The sequence below is a fragment of the Streptomyces sp. NPDC004788 genome (genome assembly GCF_053601115.1).
In genome coordinates, this window is the sequence record NZ_JBSGBF010000001.1 from 88,171 (window position 1) to 114,579 (window position 26,409).

Here is a 26,409-nt window from a genome sequence, read left to right on the forward strand (position 1 = left end):
GCCCCTCTCCCTCAGGCCCGCTTGAGGTCAAGCCGCTCCAGCCCCCCTCCCTCAGGCCCGCTTGAGGTCAAGCCGCTCCAGCCCCTCCCGCAGGCCCTCCCTCAGGCGCGCGTTCCGCAGCGCCAGCGACACCGCCTCCACCGCGCTCGTGAACGACACCTCCACCAGCACCCCCGGCGCCGCCACCTGGTCGCCCGCCAGGTACACGCCGTCGCCCCGGTCGATCGCCGGGCGGTCGCGCCAGGTGGTGCCGGGGCGGTCGACCGCGCCCGTACGCCCGTTGGAGACGGCCTCGCGCCGCCACAGCGTGCGCTCGCGCCAGCCCGCGAAGCCCAGGTCGAGCAGCCGCTCGGCGTGCGCGACGCCGTCCGCCTTCGACTCGCCGGGGCCGATCGGGAGCTGCGCCTGGATCAGCTGCTCGCCGGCCGGTGCCAGGGTCGGGTCCTGGGTGGTGAACCGTTCCACCCAGCCGGGTGCGTCCAGGTCCGAGATCGCGAACGGGTCGCCCTTCCGGGTGCGCAACGCCAGGTCGAAGAGGACCGTACGGCCCGATTCCCAGGTCAGCGTCGGGTCGCCGAGCAGCCGGGCGGCGGCCGGCAGGGCGGTCGCGACGATCACCGGGCCCTCGGCGGTCGGCAGGTCGGCCAGGCTGTCGACGCGCGACGAGGTCTCGATCCGTACGCCCAGCTCCACGGCCCGCGCCGTCATCCGCTCGATCAGCCGGCCCCAGCCGCCCTTCACGAAGTGCGCCTCGGCCGGCACCGACGTGGCCCGGTGCAGCCGCTCCTGCACGAAGCGGGCCGACAGCGCGCCCGGGTCGTGGTGGTAGAGCGCGACCCCGCTGTACGCGGCCGCCGCCTCCGCCGCCGCCGGACCGGCGATCCCGGTCGCCCAGGTGCGGAAGTCGACGTCCACCGGGGCCTGCTCCGCCTTGCGGAAGGACTGGCGCAGGAAGCCGAACGGCGGGACGCGGCGCAGCGCGCCCTTGTGGTGGAAGCGGAGCTTCGCGGCGTCGAGCGCGGGCAGCGGGGCGAGCGGGCCGAGCAGGCCGCGCTGCTTGAGCCAGGTCCAGTGCGGGCCGCCGCTGTAGATCGCGTGCGGGCCCTCGTTGGTCAGGTACGGGCCCTCGGCGGTGCGCGCCCGGCCGCCGAGGGTGTGGTGCGCCTCGTGCAGGGTGACCCGGGCGCCCGCCTCGGCGGCGGTGACGGCGGCGGTGAGTCCGGCGAAGCCGCCGCCGACGATGGTGATGTTCCGCATCTTTCCGACTCCCTCGTGCGCCCGGCTCGGTGCCGGGGTTCACGCATGGGACGGGCGGCGGGGCCGGGTTCGTGACATCGGGGCCGGGGCGTTGTCAGTGGTGTGCGTCACGATGGGTGGCATGACGAGTACGAGGAAGAGGAAGCCCGTCCCGGCGGTGCGCCGGCCCGAGGTCCGGCTGCCGGAGCTGGAGGCGTACGAAGGGGGCCTGGAGCCCGACGGGGACTACGACGGCCTGGAGCTCACCGGTCTCGACCTGGCCGGCCAGGACGGCCAGGGCGCCCGGTTCCTGGACTGCGCCCTGCGCGACTGCGCGCTCGACGAGGCGCGGCTGACGGCGGCGCGCTTCCTCGACTCGGTGCTGGAGGGGGTACGGGGCGTGGGCACCGACCTCGCGGAGGCGCAGCTGCGGGACGTGGAGGTCGTGGACGCGCGGCTCGGCGGGACGCAGCTGCACGGGGCGGTCCTTGAGCGGGTGTGGGTGAGGGGAGGAAAGGCGGACTATCTGAATCTGCGGAAGGCGAAGCTGAAGGACGTCGTCTTCGACGGGTGCGTGCTGAGCGAGCCCGACTTCGGGGGCGCACACCTGGAGCGGGTGGAGTTCCGGGACTGCGTCCTGGTCGGGGCGGACTTCAGCGGGGCGCGGCTGAAGGACGTGGACCTGCGCACGGTGCAGCGGCTGGAGATCGCGCGCGGGGTCGACGCCCTGGCCGGGGCCGTGATCTCCACGGCGCAGCTGCTCGATCTGGCGCCGGTGTTCGCGGCGCAGTTGGGGGTGCGGGTGGAGGACTGACCCATACGGATACGGGGAGTCAGGGCACGCGGGGGAAGCGGGCCTGGAGGTCCCACACGACCGGGTTGTCGGCCAGGCCCTCGTGCATGTCGACGAGGTCGGCGATCAGGTCGTGCAGGAAGTCGCGGGCCTCGCGGCGCAGTTGGGCATGGCCGAAGGTGAGCGGCGGTTCGTTGCCCGGCATCCAGTCGGCCTCGACGTCCACCCAGCCGAAGCGGCGCTCGAAGATCATGACGTCCGAGGACTCGGTGAAGTCGAGCTCCGCGTACTGCGGCTGCGCGGCGCGGCTGCCGCGCGGGTCGCGGTCGAGCTGCTCGACGATGTCGCACAGCGCCCACGCGAAGTCGAGCACCGGCACCCATCCCCAGGCTGTGGACACCTCCTGGTCCTTCTCCGTGTCCGCGAGGTAGACGTCGCCGCAGAACAGGTCGTGGCGCAGCGCGTGGACGTCCGCGCGGCGGTAGTCCGTCTGCGGGGGGTCGGGGAAGCGGCGGGAGAGCGAGTAGCCGATGTCGAGCACGGTTCGATGGTCCCATGCCCGGTGCCCACCGCTCGCCGCGCCCGCCGTGCCCGCCGCGCTCGCCGTGCCCCGGGCCCTCAGCCCCGGTGTGCCGCCCTCGCCAGGCGGGGGCCCAGCCAGCGCTTGAGGCGGCGGAGGGACTCCAGGCGGCCGGCGGCGTGGTCGAGGCGGTAGTAGAGCTGGGGCGGGATGTGCGGGAGCAGCGGGGAGTGGCGCTGGCCGAGGAGGGCGAACATCTGCGCCGGCTCCAGACGCATGTAGCGGGGCAGGTTCTCGTACCACTGGGCGCTGTAGCGGGCCGCGCTCTGGGCCGAGACCAGTTCGGCGCGTCGCCTGCGGCCGTACGCGGCGAGGGCGGCCGGCAGGTCGTCGGCACCGGCGCGCAGGGCGGCGGCCAGCGCCAGGGCGTCCTCCAGGGCCAGGGTGGTGCCCGCGCCGATGGAGTAGTGGGTGGTGTGGGCGGCGTCGCCGAGCAGGACGGTGTTGCCGTGGTGCCAGGTCCGGGTGGTCAGGGTGCGGAAGTTCAGCCACTGGGCCGGGGCGCCGCCGCCGTGCTGCTCGCGGCCGATCAGCGGCTCGCCGTCGAGCAGGTCGGCGAACAGCTTCTCCAGGAGGCGCAGGCTGTCGGCCTCGTTCGTCCGGTCGAGCCCCAGGCCCGTCCAGGTGTCCGGCGCGCACTCCACCACGCAGGTCGACTGCTCGCCGCTGAAGCCGTACGCGTAGCACCAGATCCAGCCGTGCTCGGTCTCCTTGAAGGCGAAGCTGAAGGAGTCGAAGACCTTGGTCGTGCCCAGCCAGACGTAGTGGTTGCGGCCGCTGGTGACCTCGGCGCCGAAGCGGTCCGGGTGCGCCTCGCGCAGCACGCTGTTCACGCCGTCGGCGGCCACGACCAGGTCGGCGTCGGCGAGCTCGGGGGCGTCGGGGCCGTCGACGGCGTGCTCGTACTCGACCCGTACGCCCAGCTCGCGGGCCCGGTCGGCGAGCAGGTCCAGCATCGTGCGGCGGCCGACGCCGAAGCCGGCGTCGCCGCGGTGCACGGTGCGCTCGTCGCGGACGATGGCCACGCCGTCGGTCCAGGTGACGGACGCGGCGGCGATGGCCTCCGCCGACTCCGGGTCGCCGGCGCGCAGCTTGTCGAGGAGCCCGGCCCAGTAGGTGACGCCCCAGCCGTAGGTGGAGCCGGCCGGGTTCCGCTCGTACAGCGTGATCTCGTGGGAGGGGTCCTGGCGCTTCATCAGGATCGAGAAGTACAGGCCGCCGGGCCCGCCGCCGACGATGGTGATCTTCACGTGCGCTCCCACGGGGGCGTGACAGTGTGCGCTGGAACGGAAGCGCACAGTAGCAGCCTCCCGAGCTCCTAGGAGAGCAAACGCTGTTCCTTCGCCACCGCCACGGCGCCCGCCCGCGTGTCGACACCGAGCTTCGCGTAGATCCGGCCCAGGTGGGTCTTGACCGTCGCCTCGCTGATGAACAGCGCGCGGGCGATCTCCCGGTTGCCGAGGCCGTGCGCCAGCTGGCCGAGGATGTCGCGCTCCCGGTCGGTCAGCGTGGGCCGGGCGGCGCCCCGCATCCGGTCCATGACGCGGCTGGCGACCGGCGGCGACAGCGTCGTGCGGCCCTGGGCGGCGGAGTGGATCGCCGCGAACAGCTCCTCGGGCCGCTCGGCCTTCAGGAGGTAGCCGGTGGCGCCCGCCTCGATCGCCCGGGTGATGTCGGCGTCCGTGTCGTACGTGGTGAGGACGAGTACGTGCACCCCGGTCGGCGCGATCCGGCGGGTGGCCTCGACGCCGTCGATGCCCGCGCCGAGCTGGAGGTCCATCAGGACCACGTCCGGCCGGAGGTGCGCGGCCATCGCGACCGCCTCCTCGCCGCTGCCCGCCTCCCCGACCACCTCGATGCCGGGCGCACTGCCGAGCAGGGCGAGCAGACCGGCGCGTACGACGGCGTGGTCGTCGCAGAGCAGGATGCGGACGGGCTCGGTCGCGGGCGTCACGGGCGTCGCGGGCGTCACGGACGTACCTCCAGCGGGATCGCGGCGGAGAGCACGGTGCCCTCGCCCGGGGTGGACTCGATCGTCAGCGTGCCGCCCAGCTGCTGTGCGCGCACCCGCATCGCGGGCAGCCCGTGCCCTCGTACGCCCTCCGAGGACGGCGACCGGTCCGGGTCGAAACCGCGGCCGTCGTCGGCGACGTCCAGGACGACCTGGTCGTCGAGGTACGTGAGGGTGAGTGCGGCGGAGGTGGCGCCGGCGTGCTCGCGGACGTTCGCGAGGGCGCCCTGCGCGATGCGGAGCAGCGCCGACTGGACCCGGTCGGGCAGCGGCCGGTCCGGGGTGCCGTCGACATGGCAGCGCACCTCCAGGTCGGCGCCGGACTCGCGGGTGGCGAGCCCGCGCAGCGCCTCCTCCAGGCCGCCGCCCTCCGCGAGGTCGGCCGGGGCAAGGTCGTGCACGAAGCGGCGGGCCTCGGCGAGGTTGCGGTCGGCGATCGACTCGGCCGTACGGACATGGCGGCGGGCGGTCGCCGGGTCGCTGTCCCAGGTGCGGTCGGCGGCCTGGAGCAGCATCTGCTGGCTCGACAGCCCCTGCGCGAGCGTGTCGTGGATCTCCATCGAAAGGCGCTGCCGTTCGGCGAGGGTGCCCTCGCGGCGCTCGGTCGCGGCCAGCTCGCGGCGGGTGCGGATGAGGTCCTCGATGAGCGTCCGCTGCCGTTCGGCCTGCCGCTCGGCGTGTACGAAGACGGCGGTCGCGATGGCGGCGACGGCCGGCGGGGCGATCACCAGGTTGGGGTCGAAGCCGCCGTGCGAGAGCTGCACCTGCGCGGTCACGACGAACACGGTGAGGAGCGTGACCAGGCCGAGCGCGGCGCGCGGCGGCAGGGTGCGCAGGCCCGTGTAGAAGAGCGGCACCGCGCACCAGGCGAAGCTCGGCGCGAGCACCACCAGGACCATCCACACGGCCACGACCGTGCCCAGCCAGGCGATCCGGCGCGGGGTGGCGCGGGTGCCGAGGACGGGGCCGAGGAGGTAGAGGGAGGCGAGCGCGCCGGAGAGCGCGACGATCCAGGGGCTGCGGTCCTCCCAGGGGTGGCGCAGCAGGAAGCGGGCGAGCGAGGCGCCGAGGAGGAGGAAGAAGGCGACGTGCATGACCCGCGCCAGCCAGCGGGCGTCCGGGTCCCGTTCCATCGTCCACCTTCTCCGCTGCCTGCCATACGCGTCTGACCTGGGTATACGTGTCCATCCTGGCCCAGCGGGGCCAGGCCGGCATCAACCGATCGGCTGACCTCCCTGTCCACCACTATGCGCGCCGGCGGCAGCCGGAACGCGGACCGGTCGGCGCCGGATCCGGGCGGAGGATCGATGCAGAGCGAACGGAACAACGTCCTTCCTCGCCCCCCCCGCATCCCTCCCCCCCCGGACCCTCAGGAGACCGCCATGAAGAAGAAGTTCCTCCTCGGCACCACCGCCGCCGTCGTCCTCGCGGCCGGCACCTTCGGCGCCGTCTCCGCGAACGCCACCGCCCCGCAGGCCGCCCCCGCCGCGGTCGTAGCCAAGGCCGACGCGGACAACGACAACCTGCGCCAGTCCACCCACCTGACGATCGACGCCGCCACCAAGGCCGCGCAGGCCACGCTGAAGGCCGCCGAGAAGGAGAACCAGCGCGTCTCCGTCGCCGTCGTCGACCGCAACGGAAACACCGTCGTGACGCTGCGCGGCGACGGCGCCGGCCCGCAGTCCTACGAGTCGGCCGTCCGCAAGGCGTTCACCGCCGTCTCCTGGAACGCCCCGACCTCCGTCCTCGCCGGCCGGCTCGCCACCGCCCCGAACCTGAAGGACATCCCCGGCACCCTCTTCCTCGCCGGCGGCGCCCCGGTGACCGCGGGCGGTGCACCGATCGCCGGCATCGGCGTGGCCGGTGCGCCCTCCGGCGACCTCGACGAGAAGTTCGCCCAGGCGGGCGTGGCGTCCCTCGACGACTGACGCGACGGGCACGGCTGACGCGGCTGCCACGACAGGCGCGACAGGCGCGACTGGCGCGACTGGCGCGACTGGCACGACTGGCACGACTGGCGCGGCTGACGCCCCCTCATGCGCGACGGCGCCCGGTTCCCCCGCCGGGCGCCGTCGTCCTGCCCGCGAAGTGTTCGTACGTCTGTTTAGGATCGGTTCGTGAATACGCGCAGCCGAGTCCGGGCCGGAGCCGTGGCCGTCGCCTTCGCCCTGCTCGCCGCCGGGTGCACCGGCAGCGGCGCGGGCGGTGGGGGAGTGCGGGGCACGCCCGGTGCGGCCGGGCTGCGCGACCCGTTGTTCCCCAAGCTCGGCAACGGCGGCTACGACGTGAGCCATTACGCGCTCACCCTGTCGTACGACCCCGCGAGCGGCCGGCTCGACGGCCGCGCCGAGATCACCGCGCGGGCCACCCAGGACCTCAGCGCCTTCAACCTGGACCTCGCCGGGCTCACCGTGCGCGACGCGACCGTCGACGGCGCGCCCGCCGCCGTCAACCGGGCCGGCAACGAGCTGACGCTGCGCCCGCGCGACGACATCGACGCCGGGAAGCGGTTCGTCGCGACCGTCACGTACGCCGGCGTGCCGAAGACCATCACCGACTCGGACGGCTCCGAGGAGGGCTGGCTCAAGACGGCCGACGGGGCCGTCGCGGTCGGCGAACCGACCGGCTCCATGGCCTGGTTCCCCGGCAACCACCACCCGTCCGACAAGGCGTCCTACGACGTCACCGTCACCGTCCCGGCGGGCCTCCAGGCCGTCTCCAACGGCGTGCTGACCTCCGAGCGCAAGAGCGCCGACGGGCGCACCACGACCTCGGTCTGGCACGTGGCCGAGCCGATGGCGAGCTATCTCGCGACGCTCGCGATCGGCCACTTCGACACCTCGACGACGACCGCCGTCCTCGGCAAGGCCAAGGTGCCGGTGCTGACCGCCGCCGACCCGTCCGTCGCCGCGAAGAGCGCCGCGCTGCGCGCGAGGATCCCGGAGATCCTCGACTGGGAGCAGCAGAACTTCGGGCCGTACCCCTTCGCCGCCGCCGGCGCGATCGTCGAGCGCGACGGCGACCTCGGCTACGCCCTGGAGACGCAGGGCCGGCCCATCTTCCCGGACTCCTCCTTCGAGGAGAGCACGCTCGTGCACGAGCTGGCGCACCAGTGGTACGGCGACTCCGTGACGCCCGCGAGCTGGAAGGACATCTGGCTGAACGAGGGTTTCGCGACGTACGGGGAGTGGCTGTACGAGGAGGACTTCCAGCACCACCCGGCGCAGAAGAGCTTCGAGAAGGCGTTCGCGAACAACGACGCCTGGGCCTTCCCGCCGGCCGCGCCGCCCAGCTCCGAGGACCTGTTCGCCTCGCCCGTGTACCAGCGGGGCGCGATGGTGCTGCACAAGATCCGGCAGAAGGTCGGCGACGACGTCTTCTACGAGATCCTGTCGGGCTGGCCGGCGAAGCGCCGGTACGCCACCGCCACCACCGAGGACTTCACGAAGTACGCGGAGTCGGTGGCGGGCGAGGACCTGTCGGACGTGTGGAAGGTGTGGCTGTACGGGGACGAGAAGCCCGCCAAGCCCTGACCGGACGTCAGAGGACTCGGCAGGCTCAGGCCCTGATGGCCCTGATGGCCCTGATGGCCCTGATGGCCCTGATGGCCCTGATGGGCCTGATGGTTCAGCAGGCTCAGAGGGCCTTGCGCATCACGATGCACGGGCGGCCGTGCGCCAGGTCCGGGCGGCGCGCGGTCTCCTCGTAACCGAGCGAGGTCCAGAAGGCGAGCGCCCGCGGGTTGTTCTCCAGTACGGCGAGCCGCAGGCCCTGTCGGCCCTCGGAGCGGAAGCTCTCCTCGACGTACGCGGCGAGCCGCCGGCCGTACCCGGCGCGCTGCTCCTCGGCGTGCACCATCAACAGGCCGAGCCACGGGTCGGCCTGGACCGGGTCGGGGTGCCGGCCGAGGGTGACCGCGACGGCGACCAGACGGCCCTCGGAGCGGGCGAGCAGCACCTCGGCGGTCGGCTGCGCGAGCTCGTCGGCGAGGGCGGCGGCGACCTGCTCGGGGGTGATGTGGTCGGGGTCCGGGAAGTCGCCGCTGAGCTGCTGGAACTCGTGGTTGGAGGCGTAGAGGCCGGTGAGTTCGGTGAGCAGCGGGCCGGGGATGTCGCGCGGGTCCTTGGCGACCAGGGGTTCGACGATCACCGGGAAAGCGTAGAGCCCCGGACCGGGCGGGGCGCCGGATGCCGGGGCTCTGCGTATGGCCTTCCGGCCGCCGGGGCTCTGCGTATGGCCTTCCGGCCGCCGTACGTCAGATGTTGACGCCGAAGTCGCGGGCGATGCCCTCCAGGCCCGAGGCGTAACCCTGGCCGACCGCGCGGAACTTCCACTCGGCGCCGTTGCGGTACAGCTCGCCGAAGACCATGGCGGTCTCCACGGCGGCGTCCTCCGACAGGTCGTAGCGCGCGATCTCGGCGCCGCCGGCCTGGTTGACGATGCGGATGTACGCGTTGCGGACCTGGCCGAAGTTCTGCGCGCGGTTGACCGCGTCGTAGATGGAGACCGGGAAGACGATCTTGTCGACGCCGGCCGGGAGGCCCGCCAGGTTGACGTTGATCTGCTCGTCGTCGCCGCCGCCCTCGCCGGTGCGGTTGTCGCCGGTGTGGACGATGGTCTGGTCCGGCGTCGACTTGTTGTTGAAGAAGACGAAGTGGCCGTCGGAGACGACCTTGCCGGTGGCGTCGACGCCGATGGCGGAGGCGTCGAGGTCGAAGTCGGTGCCCGTGGTCGTACGGACGTCCCAGCCGAGGCCCACGGTGACGGCGGTGAGGCCCGGGGCCTCCTTGGTCAGGGAGACGTTGCCGCCCTTGGAGAGGCTTACAGCCATGGGAAGTCCCTTTCTGAGGTGCTGTCGTCGAAATCGATAACGCACGGTGAGGCGGGGCGGTTCCCGTCGTGGTTGCCGTGCGAAAACAGAGTGACGGACCGGCGGGGGCCGGGGAACATGGAAGACATGTCCGGTCCCTATCCGATCCGCGGCTCCGTCTCGCTTCCCGAGGCCGAGCTCCTGTGGCGTTTCTCGCGGTCGTCCGGGCCGGGCGGCCAGCACGTCAACACCTCCGACTCGAAGGTGGAGCTGAGCTTCGACCTGGCGGCGACGGAGGCCCTGCCCGAGGTGTGGAAGGCGCGCGCCCTGGAGCGGCTCGCCGGCCGCCTGGTGAACGGCGTCGTCACCGTCCGCGCCTCCGAGCACCGCTCCCAGTGGCGCAACCGCGAGACCGCCGCCGTGCGTCTCGCCGCGCTGCTCGCCGAGGCCACCGCCCCGCCCCCGAAGCCGCGCCGCCCGACGAAGATCCCGCGGGGCATCAACGAGCGGCGGCTGCGGGAGAAGAAGCAGCGGGCGGAGACGAAGCGCGGGCGGCAGGCGAAGGACTGGGGCTGACGGAGCGCCCGGCCCCGCGGGGCCGCGTCGCTCAGCCCAGCGTCCGGTAGCGGCCCTTGAAGTAGGTCAGGGGGTTGCCCTCCGCCGACGGCAGCGTCGTCGCGAGTACGCGGCCGATGACGAGGGTGTGGTCGCCGGCGACGACGCGGCTCTCCGTACGGCATTCGAGGGTGGCGAGCGCGCCGCCCATCAGGGGCGCGTTGCTGTGCGGGCCGCGGGTGTACGGCACGTCGGCGAAGAGCAGCCGGTCGCTGACGCGGCCCTTCATGGCGAAGCGGCCGGCGACGTGCCGCTGGCTCTCGGCGAGCAGCGAGACCGCCCAGACCGGCACCTCGGTGAGCACGTCGTCCATGCGGGAGCCGTTGCGCAGGCTGACCAGGACGAGCGGCGGGTCGAGGGAGACCGACAGGAAGGCGGTGGCGGTCATGCCGACGTCCTCGCCGTGCGGGCCGTCCTCCGGGTCGTGGGCCGTCACCAGGACGACGCCCGCCGCGAGGCGGGCCATGGCGGCCTTGAACGCGTCGTTGCTCACCCCCTCAGCATGAGGGATGGCCAGGTCGACGGCGGGGGTCCCGAGCGCGGGCGTCTTCTGCAGCACACTCGCACGCTAGTCCGGGCCCGGCGGCCGCCGCATCGGGCCCCGGGACCAGCGGTCTTCCCTCGTGGGTCCTAGGACCGGGGCTCATGAAGGCTCATGAAGGCTCATGAAGAGCGTGTGACTTGAGTCACAGAGGGCGCTAATTGTTGACCCTGTGTACCGGGTGCACAGCTCGCTGTGATTCAGTGGCGGGAACACTGCACCACGTAGCCGATGAGCCGATGAGAACCCTGGAGTCAGCTGTCGAGGTCTCGGGGAGAGCGAGCAATGGAGACCGAGTCGGAGCCGTACGTCCGTCTTGCGACCCTGCGGCAGCTGCACCGGGTCGTGGCGGACCTCAACACCGCCCGCAGCCTGGCGGACACCGTGCAGGCCGTCGCCGACGGCATCGTCAACGGGCTCAACTATGAGCTGGCCTGCGTCAACCTCGTGCGCCCCGACGGCGACCTGGTCGTGTCGGCGTTCGCCGGCAGCCCCGCCGCCGAGGCCCTGATCACCGGCCGGGTCGGCTCCCGCGCCTCCTGGGACCGCCGTCTCGCCATGGGCGAGGCATGGGGCGACCTGCGCTTCATCCCGCACACCGAGGGCTGGGTGCTCATCGAGGACGACGTCCCGCAGTGGCACACCGAGGGCCCCGCGCCCCGCTTCGAGGACGAGTGGCACCCGCACGACCGGCTCTACGCGCCGATGTACGCGCCCAGCGTCCGCTCCGCCCACCCGGCGGGATCCCCCGGCCCGCAGTCCGGCTCGGGCTCGGGTTCGGGCTCGGGTTCCGGATCCGGCCGCGAGCTGCTCGGCGTCATCTCCGTCGACCGTCCGCGCAACGGCCGCCACCCCGGTCCCTGGGGCTGCGAGGCGCTCCAGATGTACGCCTCCCAGGCCGCCATCGCGATCAGCAACGCGCGCCTGCGCTCCAACATGCAGCGCGCCCTCATCCGCCTGGAGCGCGAGCAGCAGGCCCTGCGGGCCAGCGAGGAGTCGTTCCGGCAGGCGTTCGAGTACGCGCCCTCGGGCATGGCCATCGCCGAGATGGGCGGCGACCAGCACGGCCGCCTCCTGCGCACCAACGACGCCCTGTGCCGCCTCCTCGGCCGCCCCGCCTCCGTCATGCGCCGCTACAGCTTCGCCGACCTCGTCCACCCCGAGGACATAGGCACCCTGCTCCGCACCTCCGCCGAGGGCGGCCGCGCCGAGCTGCGCCTCGCCCGCCGCGACGGCACGTACGTCTGGGTGTCCCTCCGCAACTCCGTCGTCGCCGACACCGCCGACGGCCCCCGCTTCCTCCTCACCCACGTCGAGGACATCGAGGAGCGCAAGCGGCACGAGCTCCAGCTCGCCCACCGCGCCTCGCACGACGCCCTCACCGGCCTCCCCAACAGCGCCGAGCTGCGCTCCCGGCTCTCCGCCCGGATCTGCGAGCGCCCCTTCGCGGGCGCCGGCGACACCGCCCCCGCACCGCGCGGCCCCGCGTATGAGCCCGCCTACGACGGCGAGCGCGGATCCGAGTACGGATCCGAGTACGGGACGGACTACGGCTCGGACTACGGGTCGGACTACGGCTCGGACTACGGGTACGAGCGCGAGCACGGCTTCGGCTTCTCGCCGGTCGGCGGCGCCGGCGGCGCGTACGACCACCATGTGCACACCGTCGCCCCCACCGGCGGCGAGGTCGACGACGGCACCAAGGGCCTCGCCGTCCTCTTCTGCGACCTCGACGGCTTCAAGTCGATCAACGACCGCTTCGGGCACCACACCGGCGACGCCGTCCTCATCGAGGTCGCCCGCCGGCTCACCACGGGCGTACGGGACGGGGACACGGTCGCCCGGCTCGGCGGCGACGAGTTCGTCGTCCTCGCCGACGGCCTGGGCGCGGCGGACGCCGCCGACCTCGCCGTACGGCTGCGCAACGCGATCATCCCGCCGATCCGGGTGGACGGACGGGCCGTGCGCGTCGGGGCCAGCTTCGGCATCGGCTGGGCGGAGTGCGGCATGACGGTGGAAGAGGTCCTCAACAGCGCGGACCAGCGGATGTACATCGAGAAGCGGTCGCGCTCGAAGGTGCACCGCAGGGCCGGTTGAGAGTCCGCCGAGCGCCGCACCGCGGTTTCGTTCACCGCTCGTACACACGGCACCAGACCGGCCGGAGGGCCGTTCGAGGTAGGCTCGGCCGGTCGGCGACGGCTGGCGAGCAGGGAAAAGGAGTGACCCGGATGGCTGCCGGTAACGACGGCGCGAAGACGCCCGAGGACGACGATCCGTTCGGCTATCTGTACGCGGACGGGCAGGCGGCAGGAGCCCAGCCGCCCACGGGCGGCGGCTACGGCTACCCGGGTCCGGCGGCGCGGCAGGGCGTCCCCCGCACCTCGTACAACCAGGTCCGCGCGGTCGGCGAGCGCCAGTACGGCGGCCACGCGCAGGCCCACCACGCCCAGGCCGCGCAGGCGCACGTGCCGCAGCAGCAGGCGTACGGGCAGCAGCCGGGCGGCTACGGCCAGCCGCACCCGCAGTACGCGGCCCCCGAGACCTACCCGGGCGGCGCCCCGACCCGGCCCGCGCCGCCGGTCGCGACCGGCCGCGGCGGCCGCGGTCCCAACACCAAGGGTCTGCTCATCGGCGCCGTGGCCGTCGTCGCGGTCGTCGTCATCGGCATCGCCGCGGCCGTGATCAGCAACACGGGCAACGAGGGCGCCAACGCGGGCGGCGGCGGCACGCCGACGGGCGCCCCGACCCAGGTCTCCGAGTCCCCCTCGACCGACCCGAGCCCCTCCTCGCAGCCCCCGCAGGAGCTGCCGAAGCAGGACGCGGCGACGCTGAAGCTGGGCGGCCCCGCGACCCTGGCCAGGGACATCCCCGGCGCGAAGGGCGCGGACGGCGCCTACGTGAACTTCAACGGGCAGGGCGGCTCGGCGAGCTGGACCGTGAACGTGCCCCAGGACGGCGAGTACACGATCTACATCACCTACAGCGTGCCGGGCAAGGACGCCAAGACCTCGCTGACCGTCAATGACGGCCAGCCGCGCTCGCTGAACATGTCGAACTTCGCCAAGGCCGCGGAAGGGGACTGGGCGAAGGGCTGGACCAACACCTACGCCTACGTCTCGCTCAAGAAGGGCGAGAACGGGCTGAAGATCTCCTGCGAGGCGGGGGACCAGTGCGACGCGATACTCGACCAGGTCTCGCTGAAGGCGGGGCATGTGACGAACTGACGGTTGACTCATCACTGGATGCCGGGAAGGCCGTGAGGTGACTCCGAAACGGGTCGGCCTCACGGCCGTTTCTGTCACCAGTCGGTGCAGCTGTTCCTGACGGTTCCGTCGGGGTTCATCCGGGCTACCTGGATACCGATATCGAAGAGCCCCCCGCTGTACGAGGCGGTGGTCTGCCAGGTCTTCGTGGTGCCGTTTCCACTGCTGTTCGTGCGCCAGGGCCAGAAGACCCACCGCCCGTTGACGTCCTTGGAGAGCATCCTCACGCGGACGCTGTTCCCGTCGGCGAGAGTGTCCGTGAGGTTCATCTTGATGCTGATCGTGGCATCCGGGCCGTAGTAGTTGTCGTAGTAGTAGTCCCCGTATGCGCCAGTGGTGCTGCAGCCCCTCACGCCCCCATTTGCCGCGTAGGCGGAGCCGGACATGGACAGGGCCAGGGACAGGGCAGCCGTGGCGGTCCCCAACGTCGCCGCGATTCGCTTTCCGCGCATTCGAGTCTCCGTTCGATTAGTCGAGTCGCAAAGACATACAAGTCGATCTGCTGCGGGGCGGAAAAGGGGGGTTCTGGACACAAAGATGGCGAAAAGAGTAGGGGATGCTGCGCCACGGCGGGCGACCCCGCCTGGACTCTGTGGTTCGCTACGCCGCCGTCGCCGGTTCGTGCAGCATGACGCGGGGGAGCAGGGCCTCGTACGCCGGCTCGTCGAACTCGCCCGCGACCGGGGAGAGTACGGTCGCGGCGGAGAGGGCGACGGCGTGGGTGAGGCGGGTGGGCCAGTCGGCGCCGTCGACCAGGCCGGCGAGGAGCGCGGCGACGGCCGAGTCGCCCGCGCCGGTCGGGTTGCCCTGTACGGGGGCGGGCGGGGCCGCCTGCCAGAGGCCGTCGGGGGTGACGGCGAGCAGGCCCTCGGGGCCGAGCGAGGTGACGACCGCGTGCGCGCCGCGGCGGCGTGCGTCGCGGGTGGCGCGGTGGGGTTCGCGGGAGCCGGTGAGCTGGGCGAGTTCCTCCGCGTTGGGCTTGACGATGTCGGGGCGGGCGGCGATGCCGCGGCGCAGTGGTTCGCCGCTGGTGTCGAGCAGTACGGGGACGCCGGCGGCGCGGGCGAGCCGGACGAGTTCGGCGTAGGCGCCGACGTGGATGCCCGGCGGGAGGCTGCCGCACAGCGCCACCGCCCGGGCTCCGTCGAGGAGTTCGGTGAAGCGGGCGGTGAACGCGGCCCATTCGGCGGGGGTGATGGCCGGGCCGGGTTCGTTGAGCTGGGTGGTGTCGCCACTGGCGGCGTCGACGACGGCGACGGTGCGGCGGGTTGCGCCGGCGGTGGGTACGAGCGCGTCATGGACCCGGCCGGGCAGGTCGGCGGCGGTCGCGGCGAGCAGACCGCGCAGCACGTCACCGGTGGGGCCGCCGGCGAAGCCGGTGACGACGGTCTCGTGGCCGAGTGCGGCGAGCACGCGGGAGACGTTCAGGCCCTTGCCGCCGGGGCGTTCGATGACCTGGGTGACCCGGTGAGAGGCGTGCGGGACGAGGGCGGGCACGCGGTAGGTGAGGTCGAGCGCCGTGTTGAGGGTGACTGTGAGGATCACCGGGTCCACCCCCGTCGTGTCGTCCCACCGGCTGCTCACCGGCTGTCTCGGCGCCGGCTGTCTCGTCACCGGCTTTCTCGGCGCCCTGATCATGCCAAACAGAAGGCGGTTGGCCCAGACCCGGGACCAACCGCCTTGAGACAACGTGCCGCACGTCGTGGTGACGTCACCGCACGCGGGGATCGACCAGCCACTCGCCCTTGCGCATCACGCCCCTGACCTCGAACTCCGCGTCGAGGACGACGATGTCCGCGTCCTTGCCGGCCTCCAGGGAGCCCACCCGGTCGTACACGCCGAGGAGCTTCGCCGGGTTGGCGGAGATGGCCTGGACGACGGACTCGACGGGCAGTCCGTCGACGGTCGCGGCGCGCTTGAACGCCCGGTCCAGCGTCAGGGTGGAGCCCGCGATGGAGCCGCCCTCGACGAGTCGCGCCACGCTGTCCTTCACCTCGACCTCCAGCGGGCCGAGCATGTAGCGGCCGTCGCCGAAGCCGGCCGCGTCCATGGCGTCGGTGATGAGGGCGACGCGCTCCGGGCCGGCGTGGTGGAAGGCCAGCTCCAGGGCGGCCGGGTGCAGGTGGGTGCCGTCGTTGATGAGCTCGACGGTGACCCGCTCGTCCTCCAGGAGCGCGGCGACGGGGCCGGGCGCGCGGTGGCCGAGGCCGGGCATCGCGTTGTAGAGGTGGGTGGCGACGGTGGCGCCGGCGTCGATGGCCGCCCGCGTCTGCTCGTACGTGGCGTCCGTGTGGCCGATCGCGGCGATGACGCCGTGCTCGGCGAGCAGCCGTACGGAGTCGAGGCCGCCGGGTAGTTCGGTGGCGAGGGTGACCATGCGGGCCTGGCCGCGGGCCGCGTCGACGAGCTTGCGGACCTCGGCCGGCTCGGGGTCGCGCAGCAGGGTCTCGTCGTGGGCGCCCTTGCGGCACGGGGAGATGAAGGGGCCCTCGAAGTGGATGCCGGCGATGTCGCCCTGCTCGGCGAGCTCGGAGAGCAGGCCGGCGCGGGCGGTGAGGAAGTCCATGTCGCCGGTGACGAAGGAGGCGACGACGGTGGTCGTGCCGTGCAGTCGGTGGGTGCGGACGCCGTGGAGGACCTCGTCGACGGTGCCGGAGGTGAAGGACGCGCCGCCGCCGCCGTGGTTGTGCAGGTCGACGAAGCCGGGCACGAGCCAGTGGCCGGAGAGGTCGACCGTGGGAGCTCCGGCAGGGGCGGAGCCTGCGATGCGGCCGTTCTCGACGATCACTCGTCCGTTCTCGACGATTCCGGTCGGCAGCACCACACGGGCCCCGGCGAGAACTGTGGAAACGGCCATCAGGCGGATACCTCCGAGTCGGCGGACGGGGCCGGTGAGTGGGCGATCAGGTCCCAGGCGAGGAGGCCCGCGCCCAGGCATCCGGCGGTGTCCCCGAGGGCCGCCGGGACGATGGCGGGCAGCTTCTGGAACGTGACGCGCTCCTCCACGGCGGCCCGAAGGGGTGTGAACAACGTTTCCCCTGCTTCGGCGAGACCGCCACCGATGATGAGCGTGCGGGGGTCCAGCAGGGTGAGGGCCGTGACCAGGCCGTCGGCGAGCGCGTCGACGGCGTCCTGCCAGACCCGTACGGCGGCCGGATCGCCGGACTCGACGGCCTTGGCGCAGTCGGCGGCGTCGGCGTCCGGGTCGCCGGAGGCGGCGGCCCAGGCGAGCGAGACGGCGGAGGCGGAGGCGTACCGCTCCAGGCAGCCGCGCTGGCCGCAGCCGCACTCCGTGCCGCCGGGGCGGACGACGATGTGGCCGATCTCGCCGGCGTAGCCGTGGGCGCCGGCCTCGATGGCGCTGCCGATGCCGATGGCGCCCGCGATGCCGGTGCCGAGCGGGACGAAGAGGAAGCGGTCGGCGCCGTTGCCGGCGCCGATGCGGCCCTCGGCGAGGCCGCCGGTGCGCACGTCGTGGCCGAGGGCGACGGGGATGCCGCCGAGCCGCTCGCTGAGCAGGGCGCGCATGGGGACGTCGCGCCAGCCGAGGTTGGCGGCGTAGACGGCGATGCCGTCCGTGGCGTCGACGATGCCGGGCACGGCGACGCCGGCGGCCGCGGCGGGCTCGCCGTACCGCTGCTGGCCGAGGGTGCGCAGCTCCTCGGCGAAGCCCAGGATCGTCTCCACGACGGCCTCGGGGCCGCGTTCGCGTCCGGTGGCCCGGCGCGCCTCGTGGAGCAGGGTGCCGTCCGCCCCGACGAGGGCGGCCTTCATGCCGGTGCCGCCCACATCGAGGGCGATGACGTGTCTCACGGGAACAGTCTCGCGTGTGGGGATCGAAAGGTCTAGTCCACTGGGGAGGATTGTTGCGCGTGGATACAAAGCCCGGGACCCGGGAGGCCCGGCGTTGCAGAAGCGATACGCGAGTGGTGTAGACCTCCGGCGGCTACCCGGGAGAAACTTGCGGCGAACATTGCCTCGACGAAGAGCAAAGGGTGGGTTACGGCTGTGCAGCGGCGACGATTCCTGGGACTGGCCGCGGCGGCCGGAGCACTCGGCCTGACGGCCGGCCTCACCGGCTGCTCCGGCCTCACCGGCGGCGACGGCGACGTCACCCTCAAGCTGGTGGCCGCCGACTACGACCTCACCGGCGGCGACTCCACCAAGAAGTACTGGGCCGGCCTCGTCGCCGCCTTCGAGGCGAAGAACCCCGGCGTGAAGGTCCAGGTCCAGATCGAGTCCTGGAACGACGTCGACCGCAAGGTCGCCGAGCTGGTCAAGGCCGGCCAGGCCCCCGACCTCGCACAGATCGGCGCCTACGCCGACTACGCGGCCGACGAGCTGCTCTACTCCGCCGACGAGCTGCTCTCCATCCCCGTGCAGGCCAACTTCCTCGCCCCGCTGGTCTCCGCCGGCGAGTACAAGCGCACCCAGTACGGCATGCCCTTCGTCGCCTCCACCCGGCTGCTCTTCTACAACAAGGAGCTGTTCGAGAAGGCCGGCGTCGACGAGCCGCCGACCACCTGGGACGAGCTCGCGGCCGCCGCCCGGAAGCTGCGGAAGAAGGGCGTCACCTACCCCTTCGCGCTGCCGCTCGGCCCCGAGGAGGCCCAGGCCGAGACCATGATGTGGCTGCTCAGCGGGGGCGGCGGCTACACCGACGGCACCGACCACTACAAGATCGACGCCGAGGCGAACGTCCGCACCTTCGACTGGCTGCGCACCCACCTCGTCGGCGAGGGCCTCACCGGCCCCGTCGCCCCCGGCAAGCTCAACCGCAAGGAGGCCTTCGCCGCCTTCTCGCGCGGCGAGGTCGGCATGCTCAACGGCCACCCGTCCCTCATGCAGGAGGCCGAGAAGCAGGGCGTCAAGGTCGGCAAGGTCGCCCTGCCCGGCAGCGACGGCAAGGCCAAGGCCACCATGGGCGTCGCCGACTGGATCATGGGCTTCAAGCAGAACGGCCACCGCAAGGAGATCGGCGCCTTCCTCGACTTCGTCTTCAGCGACGAGAACGTGCTGCGCTTCGCCGGCGACAACGACCTGCTGCCCGCCACCATCACCGCCTCCCTCGCCATGCAGTCCGACCCGGAGCACGCGTCCCTGCGCGAGTTCCTGGAGGCGCTGCCCGACTCCCAGCTGCCGCCCGTCGGCAAGACGTCCTGGGCGCAGGTCAGCAGCAGCGTCAAGGCGGAGATCGGCAAGGCGGTCGAGCCGGGCGCCAAGCCCTCGGAGATCCTCGGCCGGCTCGCGCGCGAGGCGACGACGGCGGAGAGCGCGGAGTGAGCGGCGAGTGAGCGGCGCGGAATAAGTTGGTCAGTATGACCAGTGAACTCGGGGAGCTCGGCGAGCGGGAGCGGGCCGTCCTGGCCATGGAGCGCCGCTCCTGGCCCGGCCCCGGCGCCAAGGAACGAGCGGTGCGCGAACAGCTCGGCCTCTCCGCCACCCGCTACTACCAGCTGCTCAACGCCCTCCTCGACGACCCGCGCGCCCTCGCCCACGACCCGGTGACCGTGAACCGGCTGCGCCGGGTGCGGGCCGAGCGCGCCGAGCGCCGCTGAGCCTCCGGCCCGCTGAGCCCCCGCCGCGCCTCCGCCCGGCCGCGCCTTCCCCTTCGCCCCGCTGACGGGACGGGCATCCCTGGGTAGGGTCGGATGCATGGTCAGCAGCCCTCCGCACCCGACCACAGCCGCCGGCCGCGACGGACTCGCCGCGCTCCTCGCGCGGCCCGAGAAGGCCGTCGTGGCCCTCGACTTCGACGGGACGCTCGCCGAGATCGTCCCCGATCCCGAGCGCGCCCGCGCCCATCCCGGCGCCGTGCCCGCGCTCGCCGCCCTCGCCCCGCGGGTGGCCGCCGTCGCCGTGGTCACCGGCCGGCCCGCCGGAGTGGCCGTACGGTACGGGGGCTTCGCCGGCGTCCCCGGCCTTGAGCACCTGGTCGTCCTCGGCCACTACGGCGCCGAGCGCTGGGACGCCGTCACCGGCACCGTCCACGCCGCCGCCCCGCACCCGGGCGTCGCCCCGGTCCGCGCCGCGCTGCCCGGCTTCCTCGACCGGCACGGCGCCTGGCCGGGCATCTGGATCGAGGAGAAGGGCCGCGCGGTCGCCGTCCACACCCGCCGCGCCGCCGACCCCGACGGCGCCTACGAGGCCCTCAAGGGCCCCCTCGCGGACCTCGCCGCCGCCCACGGCCTGGTCCTCGAACCCGGCCGCCTGGTCCTCGAACTGCGCCCCCCGGGCATGGACAAGGGCGTCGCCCTCGCCGACTACGTCCGCGAGATCGGCGCCTCCTCGGTCCTCTACGCGGGCGACGACCTCGGCGACCTGCCCGCCTACGCCGCCGTCGAGAAACTCCGCTCCGACGGCACCCCCGGCCTCCTCGTCTGCTCCGCCGCCGAAGCGCGGGCCGTCCCCGACCTCGCCGACCGCGCCGACCTCACGGTGGCGGGGCCGGCGGCGGTGGTGGAGTTCCTGGCGGGGCTGGCGGAGGCGCTGCGGGAGACCCGCTGACCCGGTCTACTCCGCGTAGAAGCCGGCCACGTCGGCGATCAGGTCGATCGTGCCGCCGTGGTTGTAGAAGGTGACCTTGCCGTCCTTGACGGGGACGATCACCTGGCCGGCCACGGTCTTCCCGGCCGGCAGGTTGAGGTTGGACGCGGTGGGCCGGGTCGTGCCGTAGGGGTAGGCGGTGACGTACGTGCCCGCGGTCGCGTTGGTCGCGGTCACGTTCATCGCCACGGCCGTCACCCCGGTGGAGGGCACTCCGTTACGGCCGGCGACCTGGAGGGTCACCGTCTGTCCGGCACCGATCTTGCCCTGCCGTACGCCCGTTCCGTAGCGGGTGTCCATGGCCCGGGACGGGGCCAACGGCTCGAACAGGGAGCCGAGGCCGCTCCTGAAGTAGCCGGCGACATCGGCGACGAGGTCGACCTGGCCGTTGCGGTTGTACAGGTAGACGCCGCCTTCGTACACGGGGACGACGACGAGGTTCGACACGGTCTCCCCGGCGGCCGTATTCAGGTTCGAGCCCCTCGGCCACCCGCTGTCGTACAGCGTCACGTACGTGCCGGACGTCGGGTTGGTGGCGGTCACGTTGAGCACGACGGCCGCGACCCCTGTCGTGGGCACGCCGCCGCGCCCGGCGACCTTCAGCCACACGGCCTCGCTGTCGCGCACCGGACCCTTGCGGACACCCAGACCGCTGCGCGTGTCCAGGATGCGGGAGGGCCGCACCGGTTCGAGGAGCACCCCGGGCCCCGACGTGTAGGAGCCGGCCACGTCGGCGATGAGGTCGACGGTTCCGGCGTGGTTGTAGAAGGTGACCTTGCCGTCCTTGACAGGGACGGTGACCAGGTTCGGCACGGTCTTCCCGGCCGCCAGGTTGAGACTAGAGGCGGTGGGGCGGGTCGTGCCGTAGGGGTAGGCCGTGATGTAGGTGTTCGCGGTCGCGTTGGTCGCGGTCACGTTCAGCACGACCGAGGAGACACCGGTCGCGGGCACGCCGCCGTGTCCGGCCACCTGGAGCGTCACGGTGCCGCCGGCGCCGATCTTGCCCTTCCGTACGCCGGTTCCGGCGCGCGTGTCCATCACCCGCTCACCCGAGGCGCTCATGAACCTCGTACTCGCCGGGGACAGTCCGTTGCTCAGGACGACGTCGCCGCTCTGCTGGAGCACCGGACCGACCCCGTCGGCCGGCGGGGCGCTCAGGGTCCAGGTGTACTGCCCGCTGGGCAGCAGGTTGCCTGCCGTGTCCCGCCCGGACCAGAAGAACTCCAGCTGTCCGCGCAGGTCCGCGCCGGCGGCGATCTCGCTCACCTCTCCGGTCTTCGCATGACGGACGGTCAGCGTCCAGGGGCCGGCCGGCTTGCTGAACCGGAGCCGCAGCAGTCGCGTCGGCACGCTGTCGCCCGCTTCCAGAGTGTCGACGGCCGTCCGGGTGAGGACGGACAGCGGCTGGGCGGCGATGCCGGTCGGGACGACATGGACCCGCTCCTCGGCGTCCGCGTACGCGACATGGCCTCCGAAGCGGTCGACGGTCCAGCGGGTGTGCCGCTGCGAGACACCGGTGTCCGGGAGGCTGCCGACGACCCGGCTGACGGGGTGCGCGCTGTCGGCGCCGGTGAGGACGAGCGTGCCGGCGGCCTTGTCGTGGGTGACGACGTAGCCGTCGCCGAGGAGTGCCTCACCGGCGGGCACGGACCGCGAGGTCTTCGCCGTGCGGTCGTACACGCCGGACGGGCCCTCCGCGCCGCAGCTCCAGTACAGCCAGCGGCCGTCGGCCTGGAGTTCCTCGGGCACACACGGGGCGCCGGTGTCCACCGAGTCCACGGCCTTGCCGGTCGCGAGGTCCTTGGCGGTGACGACACCCCTGGTCGTTCCGGGGGTCCAGAGCCAGGAGGTCCACAGAGCGGCCGCGGTCGGCGTGCGCTGCTCCAGGACGCGGTCGTCGGCGTCGACGACGGACTGCACGCCGGGCGTGCCGTTCGCGCCGGGGACGGTGTGGATCAGGTATTCGGCGGAGACGTCCGTGATCTCCCCGCCCTTGGGCAGGTGGATGTCGCGCAGGTCGTACTTGCCGGGCCCGTCGAGCCGGAACCAGTCGGTGGTGTCGTCGTGCTGCGCCAGCCGTATGTGCCGGCCGTCGCCCATCGCGTGGTACGCGGCGCAGGCGTGGTCGTTCGTCGCGCAGGGCGCGAAGGGGGTGCCGGTGAGCTTCGTCCGGCTGCCGTACGCCGGGGTGCCGGAGAGGCTGATGTCCCGTACGTACTCGTAGGCCGAGGAGTCGCTGTCGTCGACGACGGACAGGCGCCCCTGGGCGAGCGCGATGCCCTGGATCCGTGCGGGATTGGGCAGCGGCTTCACCATGGTCACCACGGGCTTGCCCGAGGCGTCCGCGGTGACGCGCCGGACTCCCCAGTCGACCGGGTCGGAGCCGCCGACGACGGCGGCGGTGCCGTCCGGCCCGGCGGACACTCCGTAGGACACCCTGGGGAGCAGGGTGACGGCGGCTCCGCCGGCGATCGGCTTGGCGTCGAGGGAGTTGCGGGACGACACGTAGACGAGCCAGTCGCCGACGATGGCGAACTCGTGGTTCGAGGTGCCGTTCGCCTGATAGTTGTCGATCGTGACTTCGGTGAGCGGAGCCGAGAGATCGCTTCGCGAGCCCACCAGCACCGTGTGGTTGCTGGTGTCGGCGCTGTACAGGGCGATGTGGTCGGGAGAGAGCTTCGCTCGGACGAACGTCTTGGGGACGGGCGTGGTGAGCGTGTCGACGTGTCCTGTCTCGGTGGAGGCGATGCCGTACCGCCGGGTCTCGTCCTGGACCCGTGTCGCCGTGAGGATGCCCGACCGGTCGCCGGCGAGGGATCCGCCCACGAAGGTGTTGTCGGGGCCGGTGAGGGGCAGGTCCCGGACCGTTCCGTCGGGGCGCAGGGACAGCAGGTGCCACGGGCCGGCCGTGTACGTCCCGTCCGGCTGGAGGACCCTCTCGTAGGCGGTCACGGTCGAGTCGAAGACCGCGTACGCCTTCAGCCCTTCGGGGACCTTCAGAAGGCGCGAGGTGCCGTCGGCGTGGCGCAGTTCGACCTCGCCCTCGCGGAGGAACGCCAGGGTGTCGGCGCCCGTGCCGAGGATGGTCGTCCCGGTCTCGGCCGGCAGGGATACCGGGGTGCTGCGGCCGTCCGCGTACCGGGTCCAGAAGACCTGCCGGTCCGCGCCCTGGTAGTGGAAGACGCCCTCGGTCCCTGCGGCATCCGCCCGGTAGTAGCTCGACTGGGCGGTCAGATACGGCCAGGCGCTGACCGGATACCGCTTGGGGGCCGCGGGAACCACGACCTCCCCCGGCACCGGCTCCTCCGCCGTCGCCGTGCCGGCCAGCGGCGTCAGGCCGCTGCCCACTGTCAGTGCGATCACCGTCGCGGCGGCGAACGCGCCCCGCGTCAGGGTGTGTCGAAGCACCCGGGTCCCTCCCCGAACTCGAACCTGCCGTGCCCCCCACCGCAGGTGGACCGGAGGGTAACAGCAGGCAGGGGCGCCCCGGAGAGTCGGGGCGCCCCTTTTTTGAACAGGGTCGGTACGACGGGGCCTACGCGGCCGGGTTGACCACGTTCACCGTCAGGTCGTCGCCCGCGTCGCCGGTGACCGTGACCTTCACGCCGTGGCCCGCGACCTTCACGCTGGCCTGGGGGGCCGTCGGGTCGTAGTAGGCGTTCGGGTCGGTGTCGTCGAAGACGTGGATGCCGGGGACGGACGGGGCGCAGGCGGCCTTCGTCGTGACGGTCTGGCTGCCGCCCTTGCCGGTCAGGACCTCCTTGTGGAGGCAGGTGGCGTCGGTGGGCTCCAGGCCGAAGGTGGCGTCGAAGGGCTGGCGGCGGTTGCTGGGCGCGGTGCCGTCGTCGTAGCGGAACGGCGCCGGGCGGGCGTCCACGACCATCGACGCGCCGCCGCCCGGGTGGGCGCTGACGTTGTTGTCGTCGTAGGAGCGGTCGACGTACCAGACCAGCATGCCGTTCTGGAAGCGGAAGAACTCCACCCAGTCCGGGGCGGTGATTCCCTTGCTGAACTGGTACGGGCCCTCGGCGAGCAGCTTGTCGCTGCCGACGTACTCGCGGTTCTCCACCAGGTAGTAGCGCGGCGAGGTGGCCGTCTCGGTGCCCGTGGAGATCTTCCACAGGCCCTGCGCGGTCCAGCCGTTCGCGCCCTGCTCGACGTCGTCGGTCAGCAGCGTGGTGCCGCCGGAGGACAGCGTGACGTCGTCGAGGAACGCGCCCGCGAAGTGCACGCCGCCGTCGCTCTGGTAGCGGAAGCGGAAGAGGGACGGCTTGCCCTGGGCGTCGTACGAGTAGCGCAGGGTGGTCCACTTGCCGCCGGAGGATCCGGAGACGGACGCGCCGGCGCGCTGCCAGGTGGCGCCGCCGTCGAGGGAGTACTCGGCGAAGAGGTAGTCGAAGTCGGCCTCGATCTCGTACCAGGCGCTCGCCTTGACGGTGACGCGCGGGGCGGCGGGCACCGAGCGGGTGAGGGCCTGGTTGAGGCCGTCGGCCGAGCCCGTCCACCAGGCGTGCGTGCCCGAGGCGGGCGTCGCGTAGGAGGTGCTGCTGGTCTTGTCGGGCAGCGCGACCCGCAGGGCCTGCTTCTTGCCGGTGACCTGCAGCTGGGCGGGGTTGAGGGTGTACGTGCCGGAGGCGCCGAGCGGCGCGTCGGCGTAGTCCAGCCAGCCGAGGAACAGCTTCTCCTCGGCGCCCATCAGGCCCGGGTGGGTGCCGATGCCCTCGTTCGCGGCGGCGCCGTGGCCGAGCCAGGAGCCGGAGCTCATCAGGGTCCAGAAGGCGGTGGAGTTCTCGCCGCCGTCGGTGTCGTAGTAGTCCGGCAGGCCGAGGTCGTGGCCGAACTCGTGGCAGAAGACGCCGAGTCCGCCGTTCTCGCCCTCGGTGGTGTAGTCGCCGAGCCAGTACTTCGACTGGCCGATGCGGGCGCCGCCCTGCTTGTTCTGGCTGCCGGAGACGTCGGGGCCGGTCAGGCCGTAGTCGTCGCCGTTGACGTACCAGCGGTGCGACCAGATGGCGTCGTCGCCCTGCGCGCCGCCGCCGGCGTCCTCGCCCATGCCGGCGTGGACGGCCTGGAAGTGGTCGATGTAGCCGTCGGGCTCGTCGAAGTTGCCGTCGTGGTCGTAGTCGTTGCGGTCCCAGACGTCGAACTGGGCGAGGTACGCGTCGATCTCGGCGGGCGTCTTGCCGGCCGCGAGCTGGGCGTTCCACCAGGCGTCGCCGGTGTCCTGGATGAAGGCCCAGGAACCGCCCTTGTCCTCGACGGCGTTGTCGCCGTAGTAGGACTCGTTGTAGGGGACCTTGACCCAGTCCTCGACGGTGTTGTCCACCGAGTAGCGCCCGTTGGACAGGTTCTCGTAGTAGGTCTTCATCGACTCGCCGGAGCCGTTGAACTTGTTCTCGTAGTACGCCTTGGAGAAGTCGGCGGCCCAGGCATTGGAGTTGTCGGTGGTGCGGTCCGGCTGCGGGATCCGGTTGTGCAGCGGGCCGGGGACCGTGCCGTACCGGCCGGCGCTCTGGTCGCCGAACTCGGAGAGGACCGTGAAGATCTTCTCCTGGCGGACGGCGGTGGTGGTGGTCGTCTCGACGTACTTTCCGGGCGCGACCTGGACGACGCCCTTGGCGTTCGCCTTCGCCTTGCCCTTGGCGATCAGGTCGATCGCCTTCTCGCGCAGCTGGGTGCGCTGCCTCGTGAGCGGTCCCGGCCGGTTGTCCGGCCGCGCCGCGGGGGCGGCGGCGGGGCCGGTGGCCGGGTCCCGGGCCTCCTGCGCGGCGGCGGGGGTGAGCCCCGCGGCGAGGAGGGCGGTGAGCGCCGACCCTAGGGTCATGCCCACGACAATCTTCTTCACGTACGCGATCCTTCCGTAAGCCGTTCAGGGGGTTACGGATCGCCTGGGGGAACGATCGGCGCAGAGTCTGGCACGGAGTGACGGCCCGTGAGGAGAGGGCGATCCCGAGGAATGTCCGGCCCCGATACAGGGGGAGGGGAGGGGAGGGGGGAGGGGTGGGGCAGGGCCG

At 72.7% G+C, this 26,409-nt stretch carries 23 protein-coding genes; 9 read left to right on the top strand and 14 right to left on the bottom strand.

Annotation, left to right across the window (positions count from 1 at the left end):
- Window positions 1–51 precede the first annotated feature (51 nt).
- Window positions 52–1,257, bottom strand: coding sequence for an FAD-dependent oxidoreductase (locus ACWEJX_RS00480; protein WP_451605334.1), 1,206 nt, complete (start codon window positions 1,255–1,257; stop codon window positions 52–54).
- Window positions 1,258–1,378: 121 nt separating this feature from the next.
- On the opposite strand from ACWEJX_RS00480, the gene ACWEJX_RS00485 reads away from it, so the two are divergent.
- A complete protein-coding gene (locus ACWEJX_RS00485) occupies window positions 1,379–2,050 on the top strand; it encodes a pentapeptide repeat-containing protein (RefSeq protein ID WP_451605335.1) in 672 nt (223 codons plus the stop codon).
- A 19-nt stretch (window positions 2,051–2,069) separates the two neighbouring features.
- Here the strand turns inward: ACWEJX_RS00485 and ACWEJX_RS00490 are convergent, their stop codons facing one another.
- The 4 genes from ACWEJX_RS00490 to ACWEJX_RS00505 all read right to left on the bottom strand — a co-directional run bounded on the left by ACWEJX_RS00490 (window position 2,070) and on the right by ACWEJX_RS00505 (window position 5,753).
- Entirely contained in the window at window positions 2,070–2,570 is a 501-nt protein-coding gene (locus ACWEJX_RS00490; protein ID WP_451605336.1) for a hypothetical protein, read from the bottom strand.
- A gap of 77 nt (window positions 2,571–2,647) precedes the next feature.
- Entirely contained in the window at window positions 2,648–3,859 is a 1,212-nt protein-coding gene (locus tag ACWEJX_RS00495; RefSeq protein ID WP_451605337.1) for an FAD-dependent monooxygenase, read from the bottom strand.
- A 68-nt stretch (window positions 3,860–3,927) separates the two neighbouring features.
- On the bottom strand, window positions 3,928–4,581 hold the full coding sequence (locus ACWEJX_RS00500) for a response regulator (RefSeq protein ID WP_451605338.1): 654 nt from the start codon (window positions 4,579–4,581) through the stop codon (window positions 3,928–3,930).
- On the bottom strand, window positions 4,578–5,753 hold the full coding sequence (locus ACWEJX_RS00505) for a sensor histidine kinase (protein WP_451605339.1): 1,176 nt from the start codon (window positions 5,751–5,753) through the stop codon (window positions 4,578–4,580). Before ACWEJX_RS00505 ends, ACWEJX_RS00500 begins: the two co-directional genes overlap by 4 nt.
- 249 nt (window positions 5,754–6,002) lie before the next feature.
- On the opposite strand from ACWEJX_RS00505, the gene ACWEJX_RS00510 reads away from it, so the two are divergent.
- A complete protein-coding gene (locus ACWEJX_RS00510) occupies window positions 6,003–6,548 on the top strand; it encodes a GlcG/HbpS family heme-binding protein (protein WP_451605340.1) in 546 nt (181 codons plus the stop codon).
- A gap of 189 nt (window positions 6,549–6,737) precedes the next feature.
- Window positions 6,738–8,153, top strand: a complete 1,416-nt coding sequence (locus ACWEJX_RS00515) for a M1 family metallopeptidase (protein ID WP_451605341.1) — start codon at window positions 6,738–6,740, stop codon at window positions 8,151–8,153.
- A 103-nt stretch (window positions 8,154–8,256) separates the two neighbouring features.
- Here the strand turns inward: ACWEJX_RS00515 and ACWEJX_RS00520 are convergent, their stop codons facing one another.
- On the bottom strand, window positions 8,257–8,769 hold the full coding sequence (locus ACWEJX_RS00520) for a GNAT family N-acetyltransferase (RefSeq protein ID WP_451605342.1): 513 nt from the start codon (window positions 8,767–8,769) through the stop codon (window positions 8,257–8,259).
- 106 nt (window positions 8,770–8,875) lie between these two features.
- On the bottom strand, window positions 8,876–9,451 hold the full coding sequence (locus ACWEJX_RS00525) for a TerD family protein (protein WP_403799794.1): 576 nt from the start codon (window positions 9,449–9,451) through the stop codon (window positions 8,876–8,878).
- A gap of 117 nt (window positions 9,452–9,568) precedes the next feature.
- Here ACWEJX_RS00525 and arfB point away from each other — a divergent pair, with 117 nt between their 5' ends.
- A complete protein-coding gene (gene arfB, locus ACWEJX_RS00530) occupies window positions 9,569–10,006 on the top strand; it encodes an alternative ribosome rescue aminoacyl-tRNA hydrolase ArfB (RefSeq protein ID WP_451605343.1) in 438 nt (145 codons plus the stop codon).
- A 31-nt stretch (window positions 10,007–10,037) separates the two neighbouring features.
- Here the strand turns inward: arfB and ACWEJX_RS00535 are convergent, their stop codons facing one another.
- A complete protein-coding gene (locus ACWEJX_RS00535; protein ID WP_451605344.1) occupies window positions 10,038–10,604 on the bottom strand; it encodes a flavin reductase family protein in 567 nt (188 codons plus the stop codon).
- A gap of 267 nt (window positions 10,605–10,871) precedes the next feature.
- Between ACWEJX_RS00535 and cdgB the strand changes: the two genes are divergently transcribed.
- Together cdgB and ACWEJX_RS00545 are read left to right on the top strand one after the other, a co-directional pair.
- Window positions 10,872–12,683 (top strand): diguanylate cyclase CdgB, encoded by a 1,812-nt coding sequence (gene cdgB, locus ACWEJX_RS00540; protein WP_451605345.1) that lies wholly within the window; start codon window positions 10,872–10,874, stop codon window positions 12,681–12,683.
- A gap of 131 nt (window positions 12,684–12,814) precedes the next feature.
- Window positions 12,815–13,810 (top strand): carbohydrate-binding protein, encoded by a 996-nt coding sequence (locus ACWEJX_RS00545; RefSeq protein WP_451605346.1) that lies wholly within the window; start codon window positions 12,815–12,817, stop codon window positions 13,808–13,810.
- A gap of 74 nt (window positions 13,811–13,884) precedes the next feature.
- Here the strand turns inward: ACWEJX_RS00545 and ACWEJX_RS00550 are convergent, their stop codons facing one another.
- The 4 genes from ACWEJX_RS00550 to ACWEJX_RS00565 form a co-directional block, all read right to left on the bottom strand.
- Window positions 13,885–14,301 carry a hypothetical protein gene (locus ACWEJX_RS00550; RefSeq protein WP_451605347.1) on the bottom strand — a complete coding sequence of 139 codons (417 nt, stop codon included), beginning with the start codon at window positions 14,299–14,301 and terminating at the stop codon, window positions 13,885–13,887.
- 148 nt (window positions 14,302–14,449) lie between these two features.
- Window positions 14,450–15,394 (bottom strand): 1-phosphofructokinase family hexose kinase, encoded by a 945-nt coding sequence (locus ACWEJX_RS00555; protein ID WP_451605348.1) that lies wholly within the window; start codon window positions 15,392–15,394, stop codon window positions 14,450–14,452.
- 166 nt (window positions 15,395–15,560) lie between these two features.
- Window positions 15,561–16,706, bottom strand: coding sequence for an N-acetylglucosamine-6-phosphate deacetylase (nagA, locus tag ACWEJX_RS00560; protein ID WP_451605349.1), 1,146 nt, complete (start codon window positions 16,704–16,706; stop codon window positions 15,561–15,563).
- Complete coding sequence (locus ACWEJX_RS00565) at window positions 16,706–17,662, bottom strand: ROK family protein (RefSeq protein WP_451605350.1); 957 nt, start codon at window positions 17,660–17,662, stop codon at window positions 16,706–16,708. The genes nagA and ACWEJX_RS00565 overlap by 1 nt, the downstream gene beginning before the upstream one ends.
- Before the next feature lie 195 nt (window positions 17,663–17,857).
- On the opposite strand from ACWEJX_RS00565, the gene ACWEJX_RS00570 reads away from it, so the two are divergent.
- The 3 genes from ACWEJX_RS00570 to otsB all read left to right on the top strand — a co-directional run bounded on the left by ACWEJX_RS00570 (window position 17,858) and on the right by otsB (window position 20,356).
- Window positions 17,858–19,132: an extracellular solute-binding protein gene (locus tag ACWEJX_RS00570; RefSeq protein ID WP_451605351.1), complete on the top strand. Its 1,275-nt coding sequence runs from the start codon at window positions 17,858–17,860 to the stop codon at window positions 19,130–19,132.
- A 35-nt stretch (window positions 19,133–19,167) separates the two neighbouring features.
- Window positions 19,168–19,407, top strand: coding sequence for a DUF3263 domain-containing protein (locus ACWEJX_RS00575; protein ID WP_403799771.1), 240 nt, complete (start codon window positions 19,168–19,170; stop codon window positions 19,405–19,407).
- A gap of 97 nt (window positions 19,408–19,504) precedes the next feature.
- Window positions 19,505–20,356, top strand: a complete 852-nt coding sequence (gene otsB / locus ACWEJX_RS00580; protein ID WP_451605352.1) for a trehalose-phosphatase — start codon at window positions 19,505–19,507, stop codon at window positions 20,354–20,356.
- Between the two features lie 6 nt (window positions 20,357–20,362).
- Here the strand turns inward: otsB and ACWEJX_RS00585 are convergent, their stop codons facing one another.
- Window positions 20,363–23,803, bottom strand: coding sequence for a FlgD immunoglobulin-like domain containing protein (locus tag ACWEJX_RS00585; RefSeq protein WP_451605353.1), 3,441 nt, complete (start codon window positions 23,801–23,803; stop codon window positions 20,363–20,365).
- 127 nt (window positions 23,804–23,930) lie between these two features.
- Window positions 23,931–26,240 carry an immune inhibitor A domain-containing protein gene (locus tag ACWEJX_RS00590; protein ID WP_451605354.1) on the bottom strand — a complete coding sequence of 770 codons (2,310 nt, stop codon included), beginning with the start codon at window positions 26,238–26,240 and terminating at the stop codon, window positions 23,931–23,933.
- Between the last annotated feature and the right edge of the window lie 169 nt (window positions 26,241–26,409).

Bases quoted from the DNA above. Each gene is read 5' to 3' on its own strand.
- ACWEJX_RS00480 (WP_451605334.1), bottom strand. From the start codon at position 1,257: ATGCGGAACATCACCATCGTCGGCGGCGGCTTCGCCGGACTCACCGCC.
- ACWEJX_RS00485 (WP_451605335.1), top strand. From the start codon at position 1,379: ATGACGAGTACGAGGAAGAGGAAGCCCGTCCCGGCGGTGCGCCGGCCC.
- ACWEJX_RS00505 (WP_451605339.1), bottom strand. From the start codon at position 5,753: ATGGAACGGGACCCGGACGCCCGCTGGCTGGCGCGGGTCATGCACGTC.
- ACWEJX_RS00510 (WP_451605340.1), top strand. From the start codon at position 6,003: ATGAAGAAGAAGTTCCTCCTCGGCACCACCGCCGCCGTCGTCCTCGCG.
- ACWEJX_RS00525 (WP_403799794.1), bottom strand. From the start codon at position 9,451: ATGGCTGTAAGCCTCTCCAAGGGCGGCAACGTCTCCCTGACCAAGGAG.
- arfB (WP_451605343.1), top strand. From the start codon at position 9,569: ATGGAAGACATGTCCGGTCCCTATCCGATCCGCGGCTCCGTCTCGCTT.
- cdgB (WP_451605345.1), top strand. From the start codon at position 10,872: ATGGAGACCGAGTCGGAGCCGTACGTCCGTCTTGCGACCCTGCGGCAG.
- ACWEJX_RS00545 (WP_451605346.1), top strand. From the start codon at position 12,815: ATGGCTGCCGGTAACGACGGCGCGAAGACGCCCGAGGACGACGATCCG.
- ACWEJX_RS00550 (WP_451605347.1), bottom strand. From the start codon at position 14,301: ATGCGCGGAAAGCGAATCGCGGCGACGTTGGGGACCGCCACGGCTGCC.
- nagA (WP_451605349.1), bottom strand. From the start codon at position 16,706: ATGGCCGTTTCCACAGTTCTCGCCGGGGCCCGTGTGGTGCTGCCGACC.
- ACWEJX_RS00575 (WP_403799771.1), top strand. From the start codon at position 19,168: ATGACCAGTGAACTCGGGGAGCTCGGCGAGCGGGAGCGGGCCGTCCTG.
- otsB (WP_451605352.1), top strand. From the start codon at position 19,505: ATGGTCAGCAGCCCTCCGCACCCGACCACAGCCGCCGGCCGCGACGGA.